This is a genomic window from Acidimicrobiales bacterium (assembly GCA_035547835.1).
Lineage (GTDB): Bacteria > Actinomycetota > Acidimicrobiia > Acidimicrobiales > Iamiaceae > DASZTW01.
Genome location: DASZTW010000017.1, coordinates 204,180 through 219,347 on the forward strand (window position 1 = coordinate 204,180; position 15,168 = coordinate 219,347).

At 70.3% G+C, this 15,168-nt stretch carries 18 protein-coding genes; 7 read left to right on the forward strand and 11 right to left on the reverse strand.

Features of this window, described 5'->3' with window-relative positions:
- Positions 1–238: 238 nt before the first annotated feature.
- Complete coding sequence (locus tag VHA73_13650) at positions 239–922, reverse strand: hypothetical protein (GenBank protein HVX19069.1); 684 nt, start codon at positions 920–922, stop codon at positions 239–241.
- Between the two features lie 43 nt (positions 923–965).
- The gene (locus tag VHA73_13655; GenBank protein HVX19070.1) at positions 966–1,547 is read right to left on the reverse strand and encodes a hypothetical protein; all 582 of its coding nucleotides are present in this window, start codon (positions 1,545–1,547) and stop codon (positions 966–968) included.
- Between the two features lie 725 nt (positions 1,548–2,272).
- On the opposite strand from VHA73_13655, the gene VHA73_13660 reads away from it, so the two are divergent.
- Positions 2,273–2,824, forward strand: coding sequence for an isochorismatase family cysteine hydrolase (locus VHA73_13660; GenBank protein ID HVX19071.1), 552 nt, complete (start codon positions 2,273–2,275; stop codon positions 2,822–2,824).
- A gap of 56 nt (positions 2,825–2,880) precedes the next feature.
- Positions 2,881–3,297, forward strand: coding sequence for a nitroreductase family deazaflavin-dependent oxidoreductase (locus VHA73_13665; protein ID HVX19072.1), 417 nt, complete (start codon positions 2,881–2,883; stop codon positions 3,295–3,297).
- Between the two features lie 185 nt (positions 3,298–3,482).
- Here VHA73_13665 and VHA73_13670 read toward each other — a convergent pair whose 3' ends face one another.
- A complete protein-coding gene (locus VHA73_13670) occupies positions 3,483–3,908 on the reverse strand; it encodes a DUF2516 family protein (protein HVX19073.1) in 426 nt (141 codons plus the stop codon).
- Positions 3,909–4,078: 170 nt separating this feature from the next.
- On the reverse strand, positions 4,079–4,672 hold the full coding sequence (locus VHA73_13675; protein HVX19074.1) for a sugar O-acetyltransferase: 594 nt from the start codon (positions 4,670–4,672) through the stop codon (positions 4,079–4,081).
- Between the two features lie 177 nt (positions 4,673–4,849).
- Between VHA73_13675 and VHA73_13680 the strand changes: the two genes are divergently transcribed.
- Positions 4,850–5,062: a hypothetical protein gene (locus VHA73_13680; protein ID HVX19075.1), complete on the forward strand. Its 213-nt coding sequence runs from the start codon at positions 4,850–4,852 to the stop codon at positions 5,060–5,062.
- 359 nt (positions 5,063–5,421) lie between these two features.
- Here the strand turns inward: VHA73_13680 and VHA73_13685 are convergent, their stop codons facing one another.
- From VHA73_13685 to VHA73_13695, 3 genes are all read right to left on the reverse strand, one after another.
- Positions 5,422–5,802 (reverse strand): VOC family protein, encoded by a 381-nt coding sequence (locus tag VHA73_13685; protein HVX19076.1) that lies wholly within the window; start codon positions 5,800–5,802, stop codon positions 5,422–5,424.
- 131 nt (positions 5,803–5,933) lie between these two features.
- The gene (locus VHA73_13690) at positions 5,934–6,374 is read right to left on the reverse strand and encodes a group III truncated hemoglobin (protein HVX19077.1); all 441 of its coding nucleotides are present in this window, start codon (positions 6,372–6,374) and stop codon (positions 5,934–5,936) included.
- A 319-nt stretch (positions 6,375–6,693) separates the two neighbouring features.
- On the reverse strand, positions 6,694–8,064 hold the full coding sequence (locus VHA73_13695; GenBank protein HVX19078.1) for an FAD-binding oxidoreductase: 1,371 nt from the start codon (positions 8,062–8,064) through the stop codon (positions 6,694–6,696).
- Between the two features lie 35 nt (positions 8,065–8,099).
- Between VHA73_13695 and VHA73_13700 the strand changes: the two genes are divergently transcribed.
- The gene (locus tag VHA73_13700) at positions 8,100–8,690 is read left to right on the forward strand and encodes a TetR/AcrR family transcriptional regulator C-terminal ligand-binding domain-containing protein (protein ID HVX19079.1); all 591 of its coding nucleotides are present in this window, start codon (positions 8,100–8,102) and stop codon (positions 8,688–8,690) included.
- A 174-nt stretch (positions 8,691–8,864) separates the two neighbouring features.
- Here the strand turns inward: VHA73_13700 and VHA73_13705 are convergent, their stop codons facing one another.
- Positions 8,865–9,914 carry an extracellular solute-binding protein gene (locus VHA73_13705; GenBank protein HVX19080.1) on the reverse strand — a complete coding sequence of 350 codons (1,050 nt, stop codon included), beginning with the start codon at positions 9,912–9,914 and terminating at the stop codon, positions 8,865–8,867.
- Between the two features lie 175 nt (positions 9,915–10,089).
- Between VHA73_13705 and VHA73_13710 the strand changes: the two genes are divergently transcribed.
- Positions 10,090–11,115, forward strand: coding sequence for an NADP-dependent oxidoreductase (locus VHA73_13710; GenBank protein HVX19081.1), 1,026 nt, complete (start codon positions 10,090–10,092; stop codon positions 11,113–11,115).
- A gap of 56 nt (positions 11,116–11,171) precedes the next feature.
- On the opposite strand, the gene VHA73_13715 is transcribed toward VHA73_13710, so the two are convergent.
- A complete protein-coding gene (locus tag VHA73_13715) occupies positions 11,172–11,945 on the reverse strand; it encodes an SDR family oxidoreductase (protein ID HVX19082.1) in 774 nt (257 codons plus the stop codon).
- Positions 11,946–12,076: 131 nt separating this feature from the next.
- Between VHA73_13715 and VHA73_13720 the strand changes: the two genes are divergently transcribed.
- A complete protein-coding gene (locus tag VHA73_13720; protein HVX19083.1) occupies positions 12,077–13,267 on the forward strand; it encodes a hypothetical protein in 1,191 nt (396 codons plus the stop codon).
- Positions 13,264–13,671 carry an OB-fold domain-containing protein gene (locus VHA73_13725; protein HVX19084.1) on the forward strand — a complete coding sequence of 136 codons (408 nt, stop codon included), beginning with the start codon at positions 13,264–13,266 and terminating at the stop codon, positions 13,669–13,671. Before VHA73_13720 ends, VHA73_13725 begins: the two co-directional genes overlap by 4 nt.
- Before the next feature lie 167 nt (positions 13,672–13,838).
- Here VHA73_13725 and VHA73_13730 read toward each other — a convergent pair whose 3' ends face one another.
- Together VHA73_13730 and VHA73_13735 are read right to left on the reverse strand one after the other, a co-directional pair.
- Positions 13,839–14,087, reverse strand: coding sequence for a hypothetical protein (locus tag VHA73_13730; protein HVX19085.1), 249 nt, complete (start codon positions 14,085–14,087; stop codon positions 13,839–13,841).
- Positions 14,088–14,183: 96 nt separating this feature from the next.
- The gene (locus VHA73_13735; protein ID HVX19086.1) at positions 14,184–15,023 is read right to left on the reverse strand and encodes an FCD domain-containing protein; all 840 of its coding nucleotides are present in this window, start codon (positions 15,021–15,023) and stop codon (positions 14,184–14,186) included.
- Positions 15,024–15,168 lie beyond the last annotated feature (145 nt).

Sequence of the window (15,168 nt, forward strand, 5' to 3'; positions counted from 1 at the left end):
ATGGGAAGGGCAGACGTCCGCCCGGACCGACTGCGGCTCGCCAATGACGCCGACCGCACGGAACACGACCCGCTCACGTGGAGCGGGTCGTTCCGCGTCCCGGCCCCTTCACCGCACCCGACCGGGTCGGGGGCCAGGGGGCCGGGCCGAGATCCGACCGTATCGGTGGGATGGTCGCCCGACATGCGCGGCGGGGCGGGGAGGGGTGCCGGTCACCACCGCGAAGGTCTCGGCGATGTCAGACCCGGTCCGAGTCGCAGCCGCACTCCAGGTCACCCCAGCGGCTGAAGACCTCGGTGAGGTCCACATCCCAGATCTCGTGCAAGGTGCGGACGGCCAGCTCGCTCAGCAGCGCCGGGGGCCAGCCGTCGGCGACGTCGACCAGCTTGAAGAAGTTCGGATGCCCCGGGGCGGCGGTCGGCAGCTCGAGCACCGGAAGGTCGGGCGTGTCCCACCCGAGCCGCAGCAGGCCCGCCTGTTCGACCGCAGGCAGCTCATGGCGCCGCGGCCCGCACCTGGGCCCGCACCGCCTCGAGGCAGCCGCTTCGGCCATGATCTGACCCTCGGGGCAGTGTGCGAACTGGACGAAGACGTCGTCGTCCCGAGCGACGTCGAACACGATGTACCAGCCGGGAGTGGCAAGCAGCGCAGCGAGCTCCTCCTCGATCTCGATCAGCGCTTCGGTCCAGGTTCGTGCGCAGAGTTGCAGGCCGTGGACCGCGGGCGACTCGAACAACCGGCCGGCTGGTTCGGCGCACCGATCCGCCGCCGATTCCTGTGGGCTCTCGACCATGGCCGCCTCCTGGCTCGCCTCCACCAGCCAGTACGCGGCGGCCGTGACGATCGCCGGACCACCCCGCCGCCCGTTCCAGCTGTCGAGGCTGGGCGGAAATCCGACCGCAACGGTGGGATCGTCGCCCAACCCGTCCGCCGCGGAGGGCGTCGGCGCTCCGTCGGCCCGCCGGTCAGCCGACCTTCGTCCAGGTTCCGCAGTCTTCGCTCTGGAAGTAAGCGCTGTCGATGACGATGGTCACCGGACCGGTGGCGTTGTCGTTGTCGGCGATGTTGCTCGTGTCCGACGAATTGAGCTTCGCCCAGTAGCAGCCGGACCCGCCATCGGTGTGGTACTTGCCCGGCTGGATGTCGTGACCGACCTCGAACAGGCCGTCGGAGAACTGGCTCTGCTTGAGCCCGCCGAGCATCTGATCGAGTTGCTGCTGCTGCTGGTCGAGGCTCGCGGCGCGCTGGTTCAGGCTCTGCTCACGCTGGTCGAGCGCCTGCTTGCGCTGGGCGTCTCGGGCGTCGACCTGCTGCTGGGCGTGCTGCACCGCGGTCGCCGCGGTCTTCTTGGCGTCGGAGAGATCGTGGCGAGTGTCGGACAGCTTCCCTGCGGCGGTCTGCGCGTCGGCCTTCAGCGTGACGATCTCACGGTCCCGGGCCCGCACGTGCTGATGCTGCGTGTCGGCTTGGTGCTCGGCAACCGCGAACGCCACGCCCCCGACGGCCAGGCAACCGACCGCGAAGAGTGCCGCCGCCTGCAGTCGCACCGGTCGGGACCACCAGTGAGGCCGTGGGTCGCCCGTCTTCGTCAGGTCGGGCGCCGGCGGCGGGTCGGCGGACGGCCAGACCTGGGGGTGCGGCAGGTCGGGCGCCGGCGGCGGGTCGGCGGACGGCCCGGCCGGCGGGGCACCCGGGGCCGCCACCTGGTCCGGCACCTCCGTCACCTGCGGTCTCACGCCGGGCGCGGTTGCCTCCGGCGCCGGCGCGTTCTTTCGTCGCAGTTGGAACCGCTTCTCGCCCACTGTTCGAGCCCCCTTGCGGTGTGGGACCAGGCGGTCCACACCTTTTGTCGCTTCCTCTGGCCGTACGCCACCGCCGTGACGAGATCGGGGGCATCCGGGTCCAAGTCGCCCCGTCGCCCCGTTCCAGCTGTCGAGGCTGGGCGGACATCCGACCGCAACGGTGAGATTGTCGCCCAACCAGCGCGGCAGGTCCGGCGTGGGGGCGGCGACGGTGCGTGTCCCGTCCTGGGTGACGTGCCACAGTGCAAGCGTGTCGAGAGACATGAGCTCGAGGCGACGGAGCCACCGGTGACGAGGTCGAGGTCGCGGGTCGTCACGATCGCCGCGGCGCTCACCTTCGCAACCGGGGTGGTCCGCCCGCGGCCATGTCGCCAGGGCGCGCGCCGATGGGTGGAACGGGAACGGGCGCCGGTAGCGTCCCCGTTCGGCTCGCTGGGCCGGCCGTACCACCACCGACGCAAGGGGGCGACATGACGAGCGCGCTGTTGTTGATGGACCTGCAGGCCGGGATCGTCGATCGCTTCGGGGCCGACGAGGGCTACACGGCACGGATCCGCGACACGGCCGCGACCGCACGGTCAGCCGCCATCCCGGTGATCTGGGTGACGGTCGGGTTCCGTGAGGGGCACCCGGAGGTATCCGCACGCAACAAGTCGTTCCGCGCACTCGCCACGTCGGGGGGCCTGACCGGCGGCCCCGCCACCGAGGTCCATCCGGCGCTGGCTCCCGCGCCGGCCGACATCCAGGTCCGCAAGCGGCGGGTCAGCGCCTTCACGGGCAGCGACCTCGACGTGGTGCTGCGCGGCGTCGACGCCGACACGTTGGTGCTCGCCGGCATCGCCACCAGCGGCGTGGTGCTGTCGACGGTCCGCCAGGCGGCCGACCTCGACTACCGCCTCGTGGTGCTCGCCGACGGCTGCCTCGACGCCGACGACGAGGTGCACCGCGTGCTCACCACGAAGGTGTTCCCGCGCCAAGCCGACGTGACCACCGCGGCCGAGTGGGTCACAACGCTCGGGTGACCGCCGGCTGTCGTGGACCAGAGCGGGCGAGCGAATCCGCTCGATAGCCTGCCGCGATGGCAGACATGCACGACTTCAACGCCCGGATCATCGACGAGTTCCGCGCCAACGGCGGCAAGGTCGGCGGCGATTTCGAAGGCGCTCCGCTGCTGTTGCTGCACTCCACCGGCGCCAAGTCGGGCCAGGAGCGCATCAGCCCGGTCATGTACCAGGCCGTCGGCGACGGCTACGCCGTGTTCGGTTCGAAAGGTGGTGCGCCGACCAACCCCGCGTGGGTGCCCAACCTGGTCGCCAACCCCGACACCACGATCGAGGTCGGTGCCGACACCGTGGCGGTGACGGCCCGTGTCGCCGGAGGCGACGAACGCGACCGGATCTGGTCGCAGCAGAAGGAGTCGTTCCCGCAGTTCGCCGAGTACGAGGCGAAGACCGACCGTCAGATCCCCGTCATCGTGCTCACCCCCAAGCCCTGACCGATCCCGCTGCCGCGGCCGCCTTCGGCGCGCCGGCTGCGGTCGGCTGGGGGTGCGTCGGGACCAGCGCTCGTCAGGCGGCCGCTCGCGGGGACCGGGCTGACCCGACGCTCATTGCTGGGCGTGATGCTCGACGAATGTCTTGAACGCGTCGTTGGCTCGCGGGGACCGGGCTGACCCGACGCTCATTGCTGGTGCTCGGTCCAGGCTGATCCGTCCCACCACCGTTGCCTCGAGGGATCGCGCGGGTCGGTGTACCAGCCCGGCGGGGGCGCGACCGAGACGGGCGCGGCCGGGGTCGGGCGTTGGGGCGGCGGCACGCCGTAGGCACCCGGCCCGAAGCCCGGGTCGCCACCGGCTCGGGCCATGACCTCCACCAGACGCGGCCGCGCGGCGGCGAGGTACACGATCGACGCGATGAGCCCCACGATCCCGAACAAGAAGAACCCGACCACGATCAAGATGATGTAGGTCGACTTGGCCGAGCCGATCTGCTGCCAGGCCCAGTCCGGCCGACTGGCCGCGTCGATCAGGGCCCACAACGGGAGCACCAGCCCCATCACCAGGATCACCAGCACGATCAGGATCACAGGCCCCTCGACAAATCCCACCACCTCGCCCGCTCCCCTTCGATCGCCCGCGGACCCGGCAGCCCGCCGGACTACCCACGAACGCTACTGCTCGCCCCGCCCCAACCGTTCTGGGCTGCTTTCTACGCGCTGGGACGCGTAATTCTCAGCCCAGAACGGACGGGTGGGAGGACGGGTGGGAGGACAGGTGGCTAGCGGAGGTCGCGGATGACACGGGCGGGGTTGCCCACCGCCAGCACGTCGGGTGGGAGGTCGCGCGTCACCACTGCCCCGGCGCCGACCACCGTGTTGGTGCCGATGTGGACGCCGGGCAGCACGATCACGCCGCCGCCGAGCCAGACGTTGTCGTCGATTGTGATCGGCTCGGCCCACTCCCACCTGGCGCGGCGGGCGTCGGCATCGAGCGGGTGCGTAGCGGTCAGAAGTTGCACGTTGGGGCCCATCTGCACGTCGTCGCCGATCGTGATCGGCGCCACGTCGAGGGCGACGAGGCCGTAGTTGGCGAAGCAGCGGTCGCCGATGCGGACGTTGGTGCCGTAGTCGCAGTAGAACGGCGCCCGGATGCCGGTGTCGACGCCGAGCGAGCCCAACAGCTCGCCGAGGATGCGGCGCCGTTCCTCGCCGTGGTCGTCGCCGGTGGCCGAGTTGAACGCGTCGCGCAGCCGGCGGGCCCGTTGCGCCGCAGCCACCAGCTCGGGATCGTCGGCCAGGTAGGGGTCGCCCGCGAGCATCCGCTCGCGGTGCGTCCGTGGATCGTCGGGTCCCGGGATCGCCTTGTCCGCCATCCCGTCAGCGTGCCAGAGCGACTCCCGCCGGCCCCACCCGCCGGCCCCGCCCGCCGACCCCACCCCCTCGGCCCCGCCCGCCGGCCCCACCCCCTCCGTGGCCGGCATCCAACCGTTCTGGGCTGCTTTCTACGCGCTGGGACGCGTAATTCTCAGCCCAGAACGGGATCAGGTCAGATGCGGTCACAGAACCACTCGTCGAAGACGAGCAACTACATCGTGGACGTCACAGCCGACTCGGCCGACGGCACCACGCAGATCGACTCCGGAACGGCCGCGGCGAACGACCTCGCTCCGGGCCAGTCCACCGACCAGACCGCCCAGTTCACCAAGGCGCTGCCGGCGGGAGCCACATGCAAGGTCGCGAACGTGACCCGCTACGCGTCGTGAGGCGCGTGCTCCCACAGACGCTGTCAGAGCTGGCAACGTTCGGCACGGTGGCTGCGATCGCGCTGCTCCCGCTGATCGAGAGGCGCGATCGCAGCTGCCGAATCGCTGAGCGGACCGGACAACCGTGTCCGCTGTGCGGAGGCACCCGGGCCGTGCATGCGCTCCGGCACGGCAACGTCCCCACCGCATGGTCGGCGAACAAGTTGGTCACTGCGGCCGCCGCGGTCGGCGTAGCCGCCTTGCCCACGACGGTCCTACGCCGCGTGTGACCGCGGCCAGCGTGTGCCCGGCGAACTGGGTGGGGTCTGGTCGCTGGAGCGACCACAACGCCCCGGTTCGGGATCTTGGGGGTTGGCCGCCTATCCCGGGGCGGGCTGGGTGAGGGAGAGGGTGTTGCCGTCGGGGTCGGGGAACCAGGCGACCCGGTCGCCGCCGGGGGTGTGCCAGATGCCGGCGTCGTCTTGGGTCATGCCGTCGTAGCGGTTGAACATGACGCCGCGCTGGACCAGCTCGGCGACGGTGGCGGCGATGTCGTCGACCTGCCAGCCGGCGACGGTGAACGGCTGCGGCCGCAGGTCGGGCACGGGTGTGATGCGGATCTCGGTGCCGTTGGCGTCGATGACCAGGGCGAAGGGCGTGTCGGCCACGACGCGCAGCCCGAGCGTTGCCTCGTAGAAGGGCCGGGCGAGGGCCGTGTCACGGACCGGGATGAACGCGACCAGCGTGGCGTCGTCGAGCATCGGCGCAGCGTAGACAGTCGTGCGGCACGCGGCCCGGCCGTTCCGGGACTTGGGAGCCGAACCGGGCGGAGATCTCGTCGCTGGAGCAGCCCCCACACCCCCCAGTTCGGGATCTCGCGGTCGGCGACGACTCAGCTGGCGGCGGGGCAGGCGCCTTCGGGTTGCCAGTCGCGGCCCATGAGGCGCTTGGCGAGCACGCCGGCCATGCGCTGTGCGTGGCGCTTCGCCCGCGCCGCGGTGGGGCCGGCGAACTCCTTGTCGATGCTGGCTTCCCACAGCTCGAGCCAGCGGGCGAACCAGGCGCTGGCGAACGGCTCGATGCCGTCGACGCGCTCGTGGGCGCCGAGGAAGTAGCCGTCGTAGCCGCGCTCGCCGAGCAGCACGCGGCACCAGTAGTCGATGAGCTTGGGGATGTGGGTCGGCCAGTCGACTTCGGCGATCTCGTCGAACACGGGCCCGAGCACGTCGTCGAACACGATCTCTCGATAGAAGTCGACGACCACGTCGTGGATCTTCGCCCGCGTGTCGAGGTCGCCGCGGGTGGCTGCGTCGGTTGAGATTGGCGTGGTCACCGCGACCCGTCCCTCCAAATATTTCCGGTCGATACCAGAAATATAGCGCCCGGTGCGACCCTCCGCACGCCGATCACGATCGCGCTGCGGTCGCTGGCGAACGCGTAGGTCTTGGCGCCGTCAGGGGTCTCGGCGCCGAGCCCGACGGAGGCGGGCGGCACGGCGCTCCAGCCGCCCTCGGTCGTGGCGGGGGCGACGCTGGACGACGTCGTCGCAGAGCGACGCGGCCACCGCGGGGCTGGGCGGAATCCCACCGATCGGTCGGGATGTCGCCCAGCTGGACAGACTTGCGCGGGGGCTGGACGGGCGCGGCGCCGCCTCAGCGGGGGCGACGGAGGTCGACGGTGTCGGCGAGGCGGGCGCCGGTGGTGGCGGCGTGCACGCCGAGCCAGCGCAGAGGCTCTGGCTCCCATGAGCGTGAGCGGTGGTCGACCCACGGGAGCTCGGTGCGGTCGGTGCGCTGGTCGGTGATGAGGTCGGCGAGGGTGGCGCCGGCGAGGTTGGCGGCCGCCACGCCGGCGCCGAAGTAGCCGCCGGCCCAGGCCAGGCCGGTGCGACGGTCGAGCCCCACGCTGGGCCGCAGGTCGCGGCTGATGCCGAGCACGCCGCTCCAGTGGTGTGACAGCCCGATGCCGCGCAGCGGCGGGAAGAGCTGCACGAGGCGGTCGCGCAGTTGCTGCGCGGCTCGGCGGCTGTGCATTGGGGTCGGCGGTGTGCGCGACGCCCAGCGATACCGGGTGGTGAGACCGCCCCAGGCGATGCGCCCGTCGGCGGTCCGCTGGCCGTAGCCCAACATGAGCCGGGAGTCTTCGAACAGCTCGCGACCGGCGAGGCCGATCTCGGCCCAGGTCGCGTCGTCGATCGGCTCGGTGGCCACCAGGAAGTTCGCGAGCGGCAACGTGACCCGGCGTTGGCCGCGCAGCGAGCGCGTGTAGGCCTCGGTGGCGCGCACGATCACCTCGGCGCGCACGGTGCCGTGCTCGGTGCGCACGCGGCCGGGTTCGATGGCGGTCGCCGCGGTCTGCTCCACGATGGTGGCGCCGAGTCGCTCGGCGGCGCGGGCCACCCCGCGCACGAGGCGCGCGGGGTGCACCGCTGCGGCGTGGTCGGTGTGCAGCGCGCCGACCACCCCGTGGGCCCGCACCACGCCAGCCGTGGCGTCGGTGTCGAGCACCCGGAAGGTGCCGGGCAGGCCGTGGGCGTCGCACTGTCGGGCGCGCGCGGTGAGGCGGCGCAGTTGGGTGGCGCTGGAGGCGAGCAGGAGCGCCCCGCCTTTGGCGTAGCCACAGTCGATCGACTCGGCCGCGCTGACGACCCCGACTTCGTCGACGCTGGCTTGCACGGCGCGCACCATGCGTGCCGCGGCGCCGGGTCCGCCGTGTTTGTCGAGCACGCCGAGTGCGGCGGCCTGGTCGCCGACGCACCAGCCGCCGTTGCGGCCCGAGGCGCCGAATCCGGCGGTCTCGCGCTCGAGCACGATCACCCGCAGCGACGGGTCGGCGCGCAGCAGGTAATAGGCGGTCCACACGCCGGTGAACCCGGCGCCCACGATGGCGACGTCGGCCTCGCGGTCGCCCGCGAGCGGGGGGCGGGGCGCTCCGGTGTCGCCGGGTTCGAGGGTGTCGTGCCACAGCGACTTGGGCCCGAAGCCGTTGGCCACGGGTTCGTCACGGTTGGTCGGGGTGCGCATCCGCACAAAGTAGGCGCGCTGTATAGTTTGTGTCCATGACGACGACCGCACCGGCCCGAGTGCGCGCTGGGGGTCGGAGCGAGGAGGTCCGCCGCCGGGTCGCAACTGCCTGCCTCGAGCTGTTGGCCGAAGGCTCCTCCGATCTCGGACCTGCCCAGGTGGCGCGTCGCTCGGGGGTGACCCGGGCCACGATCTACCGCTGGTGGCCGTCGCGTGCCGCGCTGATCGCCGAGGCGCTCACCGAGCACACGGGGGTGCGGCTCGAACCGCCCGACACGGGCACGTGGGCCGGCGACGTGCGCGCACTCGCGGCGGCGATGGCGGCCTTCTTCAGCGACCCGGTCGAGGTCAGCCAGAACCTGATCATGGCGAATGGCCACGACCCGGACTTCGAGCAGCTGGTGCTCGAGCACTACGCGCCGCTGTTCGCTGCGTGGCGGGCGGTGGTCGAGCGGGCCCGCAGCCGTGGCGATTTGGCGCCGGACCTCGACGCCGACGCGGTGGTGTTGGCGCTCGCGTCACCGCTGGTGCTGGTGCCGCTGTTGTTCCACCGGGCGCTGCGCGCGGACGAGGTCGTGCGCCACGCGGATCTCATCGTGTGCGCCGCCGCAGCGCCGAGCCAGTGAGCGCGCCGAGGAGAGCCTCGTGAGGACCGCTCAGGCTCCGGAACGAGCGCCGCACAAACCGCCTGGCTTGGGCGGAGATCCCACGGATTCGGTCGGATGTCGCCCATCCCGAGCCACCCGGAGGAACGGCATCGCGGGAACCGGCGCGTGGCCGGCCCCGCTCGTCACACCTAGCTAGTGCACCGTGGACTTGAAGTCGGCCACGAACTTCTGCACGTTGGCGTCGGTGAGGTAGGCCGCGTCGATCTTGCGGACATCGGCGACCGAGGTGACCGCTCCCGGCGTGTTGGGCAGCACGGATGCCGTCTTGCGAGCGAGCTTCACCTGGCCCTCAGAAGTGACCATGAAGTCGGCCAGCAATTGCGCGGCCGCGGGGTGCGGAGCGCCCTTCACGATCGAGGCGTAGAAGCGAGCCCCCCATGCCGGCTTGGGCACCATGTAGTCGACCGGCGCACCGTCGGCTTTCTCGTCAACCAGGGGTGCGACGGCGATGCCTACGGCGAGCTGGCCCGAGGTGAGGTTCTGCGCGATCTGCAGCACGCTCGGGAAGACCTGCGGGTCGAGCTTGCCGACGTCGCTGAGGAAGGTGGGGCTGGTCTGCTCTTCCACGTAACGGTAGAAATCGACGACGACAGGTGAGGTCGCCGGGTCGTTCAGCCCGATCTTGCCCTTGAATTTCGGGTCGAGCAGGTCGTCGTAGGCGTTGATGCCGTCGGGCACCTGCTGGGTGTTCCATCCAATGGCGTACACGACCGCCGTAGTGACGAACGAGCCGTTGGCGTCCATGTTCGTGGCCTTGTCGTAGGCCGGCGCGTCGAAGTCGGGCCCGGTCGGCCTGGTCCACCAGCCGGCGGCACCTTGGGTGGTCACGAAGGACTGGTCCGCGAACGCAGCGACGTCCGCGACGCCCTTGCCGCTGCTGTGCTCGGCCTTGACCTTGGCTTCGAGATTGGAGTCGATGTCGCGCAGCACGTTCACCTTGACGCCGTACTTGTCCTCGAAGGCCTTGCCCATGGCGTTGAGCTCATCGGTGCCTTGGCTCGAGTAGATGGTGACTGAGCCTTCCTTCTTGGCTTGGTCGATGACCTTCTGCCAGGCCGGGCTCACGGCGGCGGGCGCGATGGTGGAGCCGCCCGTGTCGTTGGTGGCCGTCGTGTCGGTGCCGCTGCTGCTGCATGCCGCCACGAGCAGTACCGCGGCGAGCAGCGCAACAGCCCCGGTCACGATCGATCGGCGCGAACTCAACATGTTTGGGATTCCCCCTGCTCCATGGGCATCCGCAGCGCGGCCCACCCTCCACGTGAACGTGGGAAACTCGCCACGTCCTATTTCTCATGATAATAATGGCGACTCGGCCCATGTCAATCCCCGAGGGCCTCGAGCGACCCGGAGCGGCTCCATGACCGAACAGCAGAACACCCAGCTCGTGCTCGCCGAACGTCCGACCGGCCCCGTCGGCAACGAGCACTTCCGCACGGTGACCGAGCCCGTCCGCGAACCGGGCCGGGGAGAGATCGTGGTGCGCACCGAGTGGCTCGCCTTCGACCCAGCACAGCGTGGCTGGCTCAACGACATCCGCAGCTACGTACCGCCGGTCGCGATCGGTGAGGTGATGCGAGCCCGTGGGGCGGGCGAGGTGGTGGCATCGGGCGACCCGTCGTACGCGGCGGGCGACCTCGTGACCGCACAGACCGGCTGGCAGACTCACCCCACGTTGTCGACGACCGATCCTGCCACCGAGATCGAACGGGTGCCGCGCGACGTCACGGACCCGAAGCTGATGCTGTCGGTCGCCGGCATCACCGGCCTCACCGCGTACTTCGGCATGATCGGCGTGGCGCAACCCCACGAGGGCGACACCGTGCTGGTCACCGCCGCGGCGGGCGCGACGGGGTCGGTCGCCGGTCAGATCGCTCGGCTCCGTGGTGCGGCGCGGGTGGTCGGCACCGCCGGCAAGCCGGAGAAGCGAGCGTGGGTGCGGGAGATCGCCGGGTTCGACGAGTGCATCTCGCACTACGACGACAACGTGAAGCGACGGCTGCGCGAGGTGGGCCCAGACGGTTACAACGCCGTGTTCGACAACGTGGGTGGCGAGCTGCTCGACGCGGCGATCTTCAACATCGCGCTCCATGGTCGCATCGCGCTCTGTGGCTCGATCTCGACCGGCTACCGACCGGAGAAGCCCGCCATCGGCCTGCACTACTACCAGCGGCTCACGACCATGCGGGCCCGCATGGAGGGGTTCTTGGTGAGCGATCACGCCGATCGGTACCCCCAGGCGCGAGCCGACCTGCTGCGTTGGGTGGCGAACGGCGACCTGCACGTGGCCGAAGACATCGTCGAGGGGTTCGAGCAGGCTCCCGCGACACTGCAGCGGCTCTTCGACGGCAAGAACCTCGGCAAGCAGCTCCTCCGCGTGAGCTGACGCGGCCACGCCGGCTGGGCCAGCGAGGCGCTGCCCTCACCAGGGCCGCCGCCAGGTCACCAGAGGTGCTCACCCCCGTCGACGACCACATTCGTGCCCGTCACGAACGAGGAGGCGGGACTGGCGAGAAAGCGCGCGGCGGCCGCCATGTCGCCAGGCGTTCCCGCGCGACCCATGGGGACGGTCTGCGACATCCGGGCGAACACGTCGGGGTTCTGCCTGGTGAGGGGGGTCTCGGTGATCCCCGGCAGCAGACCGTTCACCCGCACCTGGTGTTCGGCCAATTCGTAGCCGGCAATGCGGACGAGCTGGTTGAGGCCGGCCTTGGCGACGCCGTACGCGGACACGCCCGGGCGGGCGCCGATCCCACGGATCGACGACACCACGATGATGGAGCGGTTCGTGCCGGGGTGTTCGACCATGGTCGCCGCCGCGCGCCGTACGCAGTCGAACGTGCCGGTGAGGTTCAAGTTGATGGCCCACTCCCAGTCCTGGCGGGTGAGCTCCAGGAACGGGGTGACCCGTCCGGCGCCGGCGTTGGCGACAAGCACGTTGAGTCGGGGGGCCGTCGCCGCGATGTGGTCGAACAACGCCGCAATGGACTCACCGCTCTCGATGTCGGTGACGCAGACGTCGACCGTCTGGTCCTCCCCCGCCAGTGCCTGCACCTGTGCCTGCGCCTTGTGGAGGGCGTCTCGGTTTCGGGCGGCCAGGATCACGTTCGCGCCCGCGCGCACGAGCTCCTCGGCGATGCCGAGCCCGATGCCCTTGCTGCCACCGGTGATGGCCGCCCATTGCTGCTCGAGCGGACGTTCGTCGCTTGCCGTCATGATCGAGATCCTCCCCGGGGCCACGCGGCGCGCCCTCCGATTTGGACCGTATTCCTCATGAGATAGCGACACAAGACCCTCGACAGCAAAATCCTCATGAGGTATCGTCCAAAGGACGCAAGGGGGTCATCGTGGCGCACGAGCAGTTTGAGCACCGTGACAAGACGGCGATCGTCGGGATCGGGGCCACCGACTTCTCGAAGAACTCTGGGCGCAGCGACCTCACGCTGGCCACCCAGGCAGCGCTCGCGGCGATCGACGACGCCGGTCTGACCGTTGCCGACATCGACGGTGTGGTGCGCTGCACCCACGACACGGTCTTCCAACACGACCTCGCCGACTCGTTGGGCATCCGCAACATGACGTACTGGAGCGAGGTCGGCCCCGGCGGCGTGGCGCCCGCAGGGATGGTCGGCCAGGCGATCGCCGCCATCTTGTCGGGGCAGGCGACCAACGTGCTCGTGTTTCGCGAGCTCAACGGACGCTCCGGCGTGCGCTATGGCCTCGCCCGTGCCAAAGAGGAACGGGTCGGTGGCCAGGGAACCTATGACGAGTTCTTCAACCCCTACGGCCTGCTCACCCCGGGACAGACGTTCGCGCTGATGGCCCGTCGGCACAGCGCGGAGTACGGCACCACACCCGAGCAGCTCGGCCACATCGCACTGGCCTGTCGCAAGCGCGCCAACGCCAACCCGCGTGCACAGATGCACGACCGCGAGCTCACCATGGACAACTACCTCGGCGCCCGGATGATCGCCGACCCCTTGCGCCTGTTCGACTTCTGCCTCGAGACCGACGGCGCGTGCGCGGTGGTGGTCACCAGCACCGAGCGGGCGCGCGACCTGCGTCAGCCCCCTGCGGTCATCCGAGCGGTCGCGCAAGGCAGCATGCCCGACCCGCAGCCCGGGATGATGTATCCGGTGCTGATGCGCGAGTCCATCACCGAGCTGCCGGCCCGATACGTGGCCGACACGCTGTACCGCCGCGCCGGGATGGGCCCCAACGACATCGATGTGGGCCAGTTCTACGACTGCTTCACCATCACCGTGCTGCTCCAGCTCGAGGACTGGGGCTTTTGCAAGAAGGGCGACGGCGGCCCGTTCGCAGCCAGCGGGGCCATCGACCTCGGCGGCGAGATCCCGATCAACACCGGGGGCGGTCACCTCTCCGAGGGATACATCCACGGCATGAACCACGTACTCGAAGGGGTGCGGCAGGTGCGCGGCACGTCGACCTCGCAAGTGGAGGGCGCCGAGACCTGCCTGGTCACGTCGACCCCGCTGCCACCCGGCAGCGCGCTGATCTTGAGGAGCGACACATGACTGCCCCACGCCTGCTCCCCGCCGACGACGACCTCGACACCGGGCCGTTCTTCCAAGCCGCGGCAAACCACGAGCTGGTCATTCAGCGCTGCAACGGCTGCGACGCCGTGCTGCACGTGCCCCGTGCGTACTGCAGTTCCTGCGGTGGCTGGGACAGCAGGTGGGAACGGTCCGACGGCAAGGCCCACCTGTACTCGTGGACAGTGGTCACCCACCAGGTGCACCCGGCCTACCCCACCCCGTACACCGTGTTGTTGGTGAAGCTCGACGACACGGGCGCCAACCTCATCGGTTCGATGCCCGGCACCCCTGACCTCGAGGTCGACCAGCCCATGGAGCTCTGGTTCGAGGATCTCGACGGCGCCACCTTGCCGAACTGGCGGCCCGCCCCGCCGGCCGCCTGATCGACGCACCCCGGCGGGCACGCGCCTGCGCCGCCGAGGTCCGCGTCAGCCCAACCAGTCGCGAACCAGCGCCGTGTGTGCCCGATGTGCCATGGCGAGGGGGGCTTTGGCCCGCCACAAGTCGGACAGCACCTCCAGCGTGATCGGACCGGCAAAGCCCGTGGACTTCACCGCTTCGACGAAGCGCTCGAGGGGAAGTTCCCCTCGCCGGGCATCTCACGCAGGCAGCGGCTGTCGGTGATCGGGTCGCTGGACGGCCGCGCCGCGCCGTCGCAGTACTGCACCAAGGCGATCTGGTCGGCACGCAATCGCGCCACGGCGTCGAGCGAAGTGTTGCAGCGAAACACGTGCAACCCCCCGCATCGCCGGCCACCCGATCCGCTGATCTGCGACGGGAACCCACGATGCAAGTTCATCATGAGATTTAGCAGACAGGCTGTCAACCCCTTCGAGGCCCGCGCCGCCCATGGGCACGGGCCCGGGCGTCGTTCAGCGCCTGGGCGCGCGGCGAGTCAGAGCCACTCGACCAGATCGTCGACGCGTTCGCCGAGCTGCTTGCGGGCGTCGTCGATCACGTGCGAGATATGGGCTTCCATCGCTCGCCGAGCGCTGTTGGGATGCCCCGAGATGATGGCCTTTGCGACCGCTCGGTGATCCTCGGCGAGCACGCTACCGAGGTGGCGAGGGTCGTCGACGATCGCCACATGGTGGCTCACGATCATGCCGTAGCTGCGATACGTGAGAGCGAGCACGTTGTTGCGCACCAGTTTCGCCATGCGCCCGTGGAAGTCGGTGTGCGACGTGACAAACTCTTCGAGCTCCTCGGGGTCGTCGGGTCGGTCCTCGAGGTAGGCCGCCATCGCCGCGGCGCGCTCGTCGGGATCAGGGTTGCGCGCGGCACGCTCGGCCAGCAGCGACTCTGCCTCGACCCACGCGTCGAACAGGTCGTTGTAGGTGGCACCGGCCATGTGGAAGTAGAGGGTTGCGACGCGCCCGAGGTTGCCGGGGTCGACGCTTCCCACGATCGGGCCGCCCCGCGGCCCGCGCTTGATCACGATGAGGCCCTGCGTCTCGAGCAGCCGCAAACCCTCCCGCAACGACTCGCGGCTCACGCCGTAGTGCTCCATCATCGCCGCCTCGGGCGGGAGGGAGTCGCCGGTGCCGAGCCCGTCGGCGAGCATGTCGTGCACGATGTCACGTGCGACGCGCTCGGCGGTCTTCAAGGGCCGGAAGATGCCGCCCGAGGCGTCGACCACGATGCGGCTGTCGGCGCCACCTGCTGCCGACGCGGACTTCTGGGCAGCGGCCGCCTTTTCGCGCCCCTTTGTCCCGCGGGTGCCCACCCGTGTCATCGATCGCTTCGCCGCGCGACTGCTCACGGCCTCCCGCCCGGGCGTACTGGTCGACTTGGTTTGCCTGGCGCCCACCGCGCTGATCCTGTCTGCCGCCGGCACGATCACTCCGATCGTGGCGTCCAGCTCGTCGAGTTCCTCCTGA

Coding starts and splice junctions, on each gene's coding strand:
- VHA73_13675 (HVX19074.1), bottom strand. CDS start 4,672: ATGGCGGACAAGGCGATCCCGGGACCCGACGATCCACGGACGCACCGC.
- VHA73_13730 (HVX19085.1), bottom strand. CDS start 14,087: ATGAACTTGCATCGTGGGTTCCCGTCGCAGATCAGCGGATCGGGTGGC.
- VHA73_13680 (HVX19075.1), top strand. CDS start 4,850: ATGCGGTCACAGAACCACTCGTCGAAGACGAGCAACTACATCGTGGAC.
- VHA73_13660 (HVX19071.1), top strand. CDS start 2,273: ATGACGAGCGCGCTGTTGTTGATGGACCTGCAGGCCGGGATCGTCGAT.
- VHA73_13695 (HVX19078.1), bottom strand. CDS start 8,064: ATGCGCACCCCGACCAACCGTGACGAACCCGTGGCCAACGGCTTCGGG.
- VHA73_13685 (HVX19076.1), bottom strand. CDS start 5,802: ATGCTCGACGACGCCACGCTGGTCGCGTTCATCCCGGTCCGTGACACG.
- VHA73_13700 (HVX19079.1), top strand. CDS start 8,100: ATGACGACGACCGCACCGGCCCGAGTGCGCGCTGGGGGTCGGAGCGAG.
- VHA73_13715 (HVX19082.1), bottom strand. CDS start 11,945: ATGACGGCAAGCGACGAACGTCCGCTCGAGCAGCAATGGGCGGCCATC.
- VHA73_13710 (HVX19081.1), top strand. CDS start 10,090: ATGACCGAACAGCAGAACACCCAGCTCGTGCTCGCCGAACGTCCGACC.
- VHA73_13735 (HVX19086.1), bottom strand. CDS start 15,023: ATGACACGGGTGGGCACCCGCGGGACAAAGGGGCGCGAAAAGGCGGCC.
- VHA73_13665 (HVX19072.1), top strand. CDS start 2,881: ATGGCAGACATGCACGACTTCAACGCCCGGATCATCGACGAGTTCCGC.
- VHA73_13725 (HVX19084.1), top strand. CDS start 13,264: ATGACTGCCCCACGCCTGCTCCCCGCCGACGACGACCTCGACACCGGG.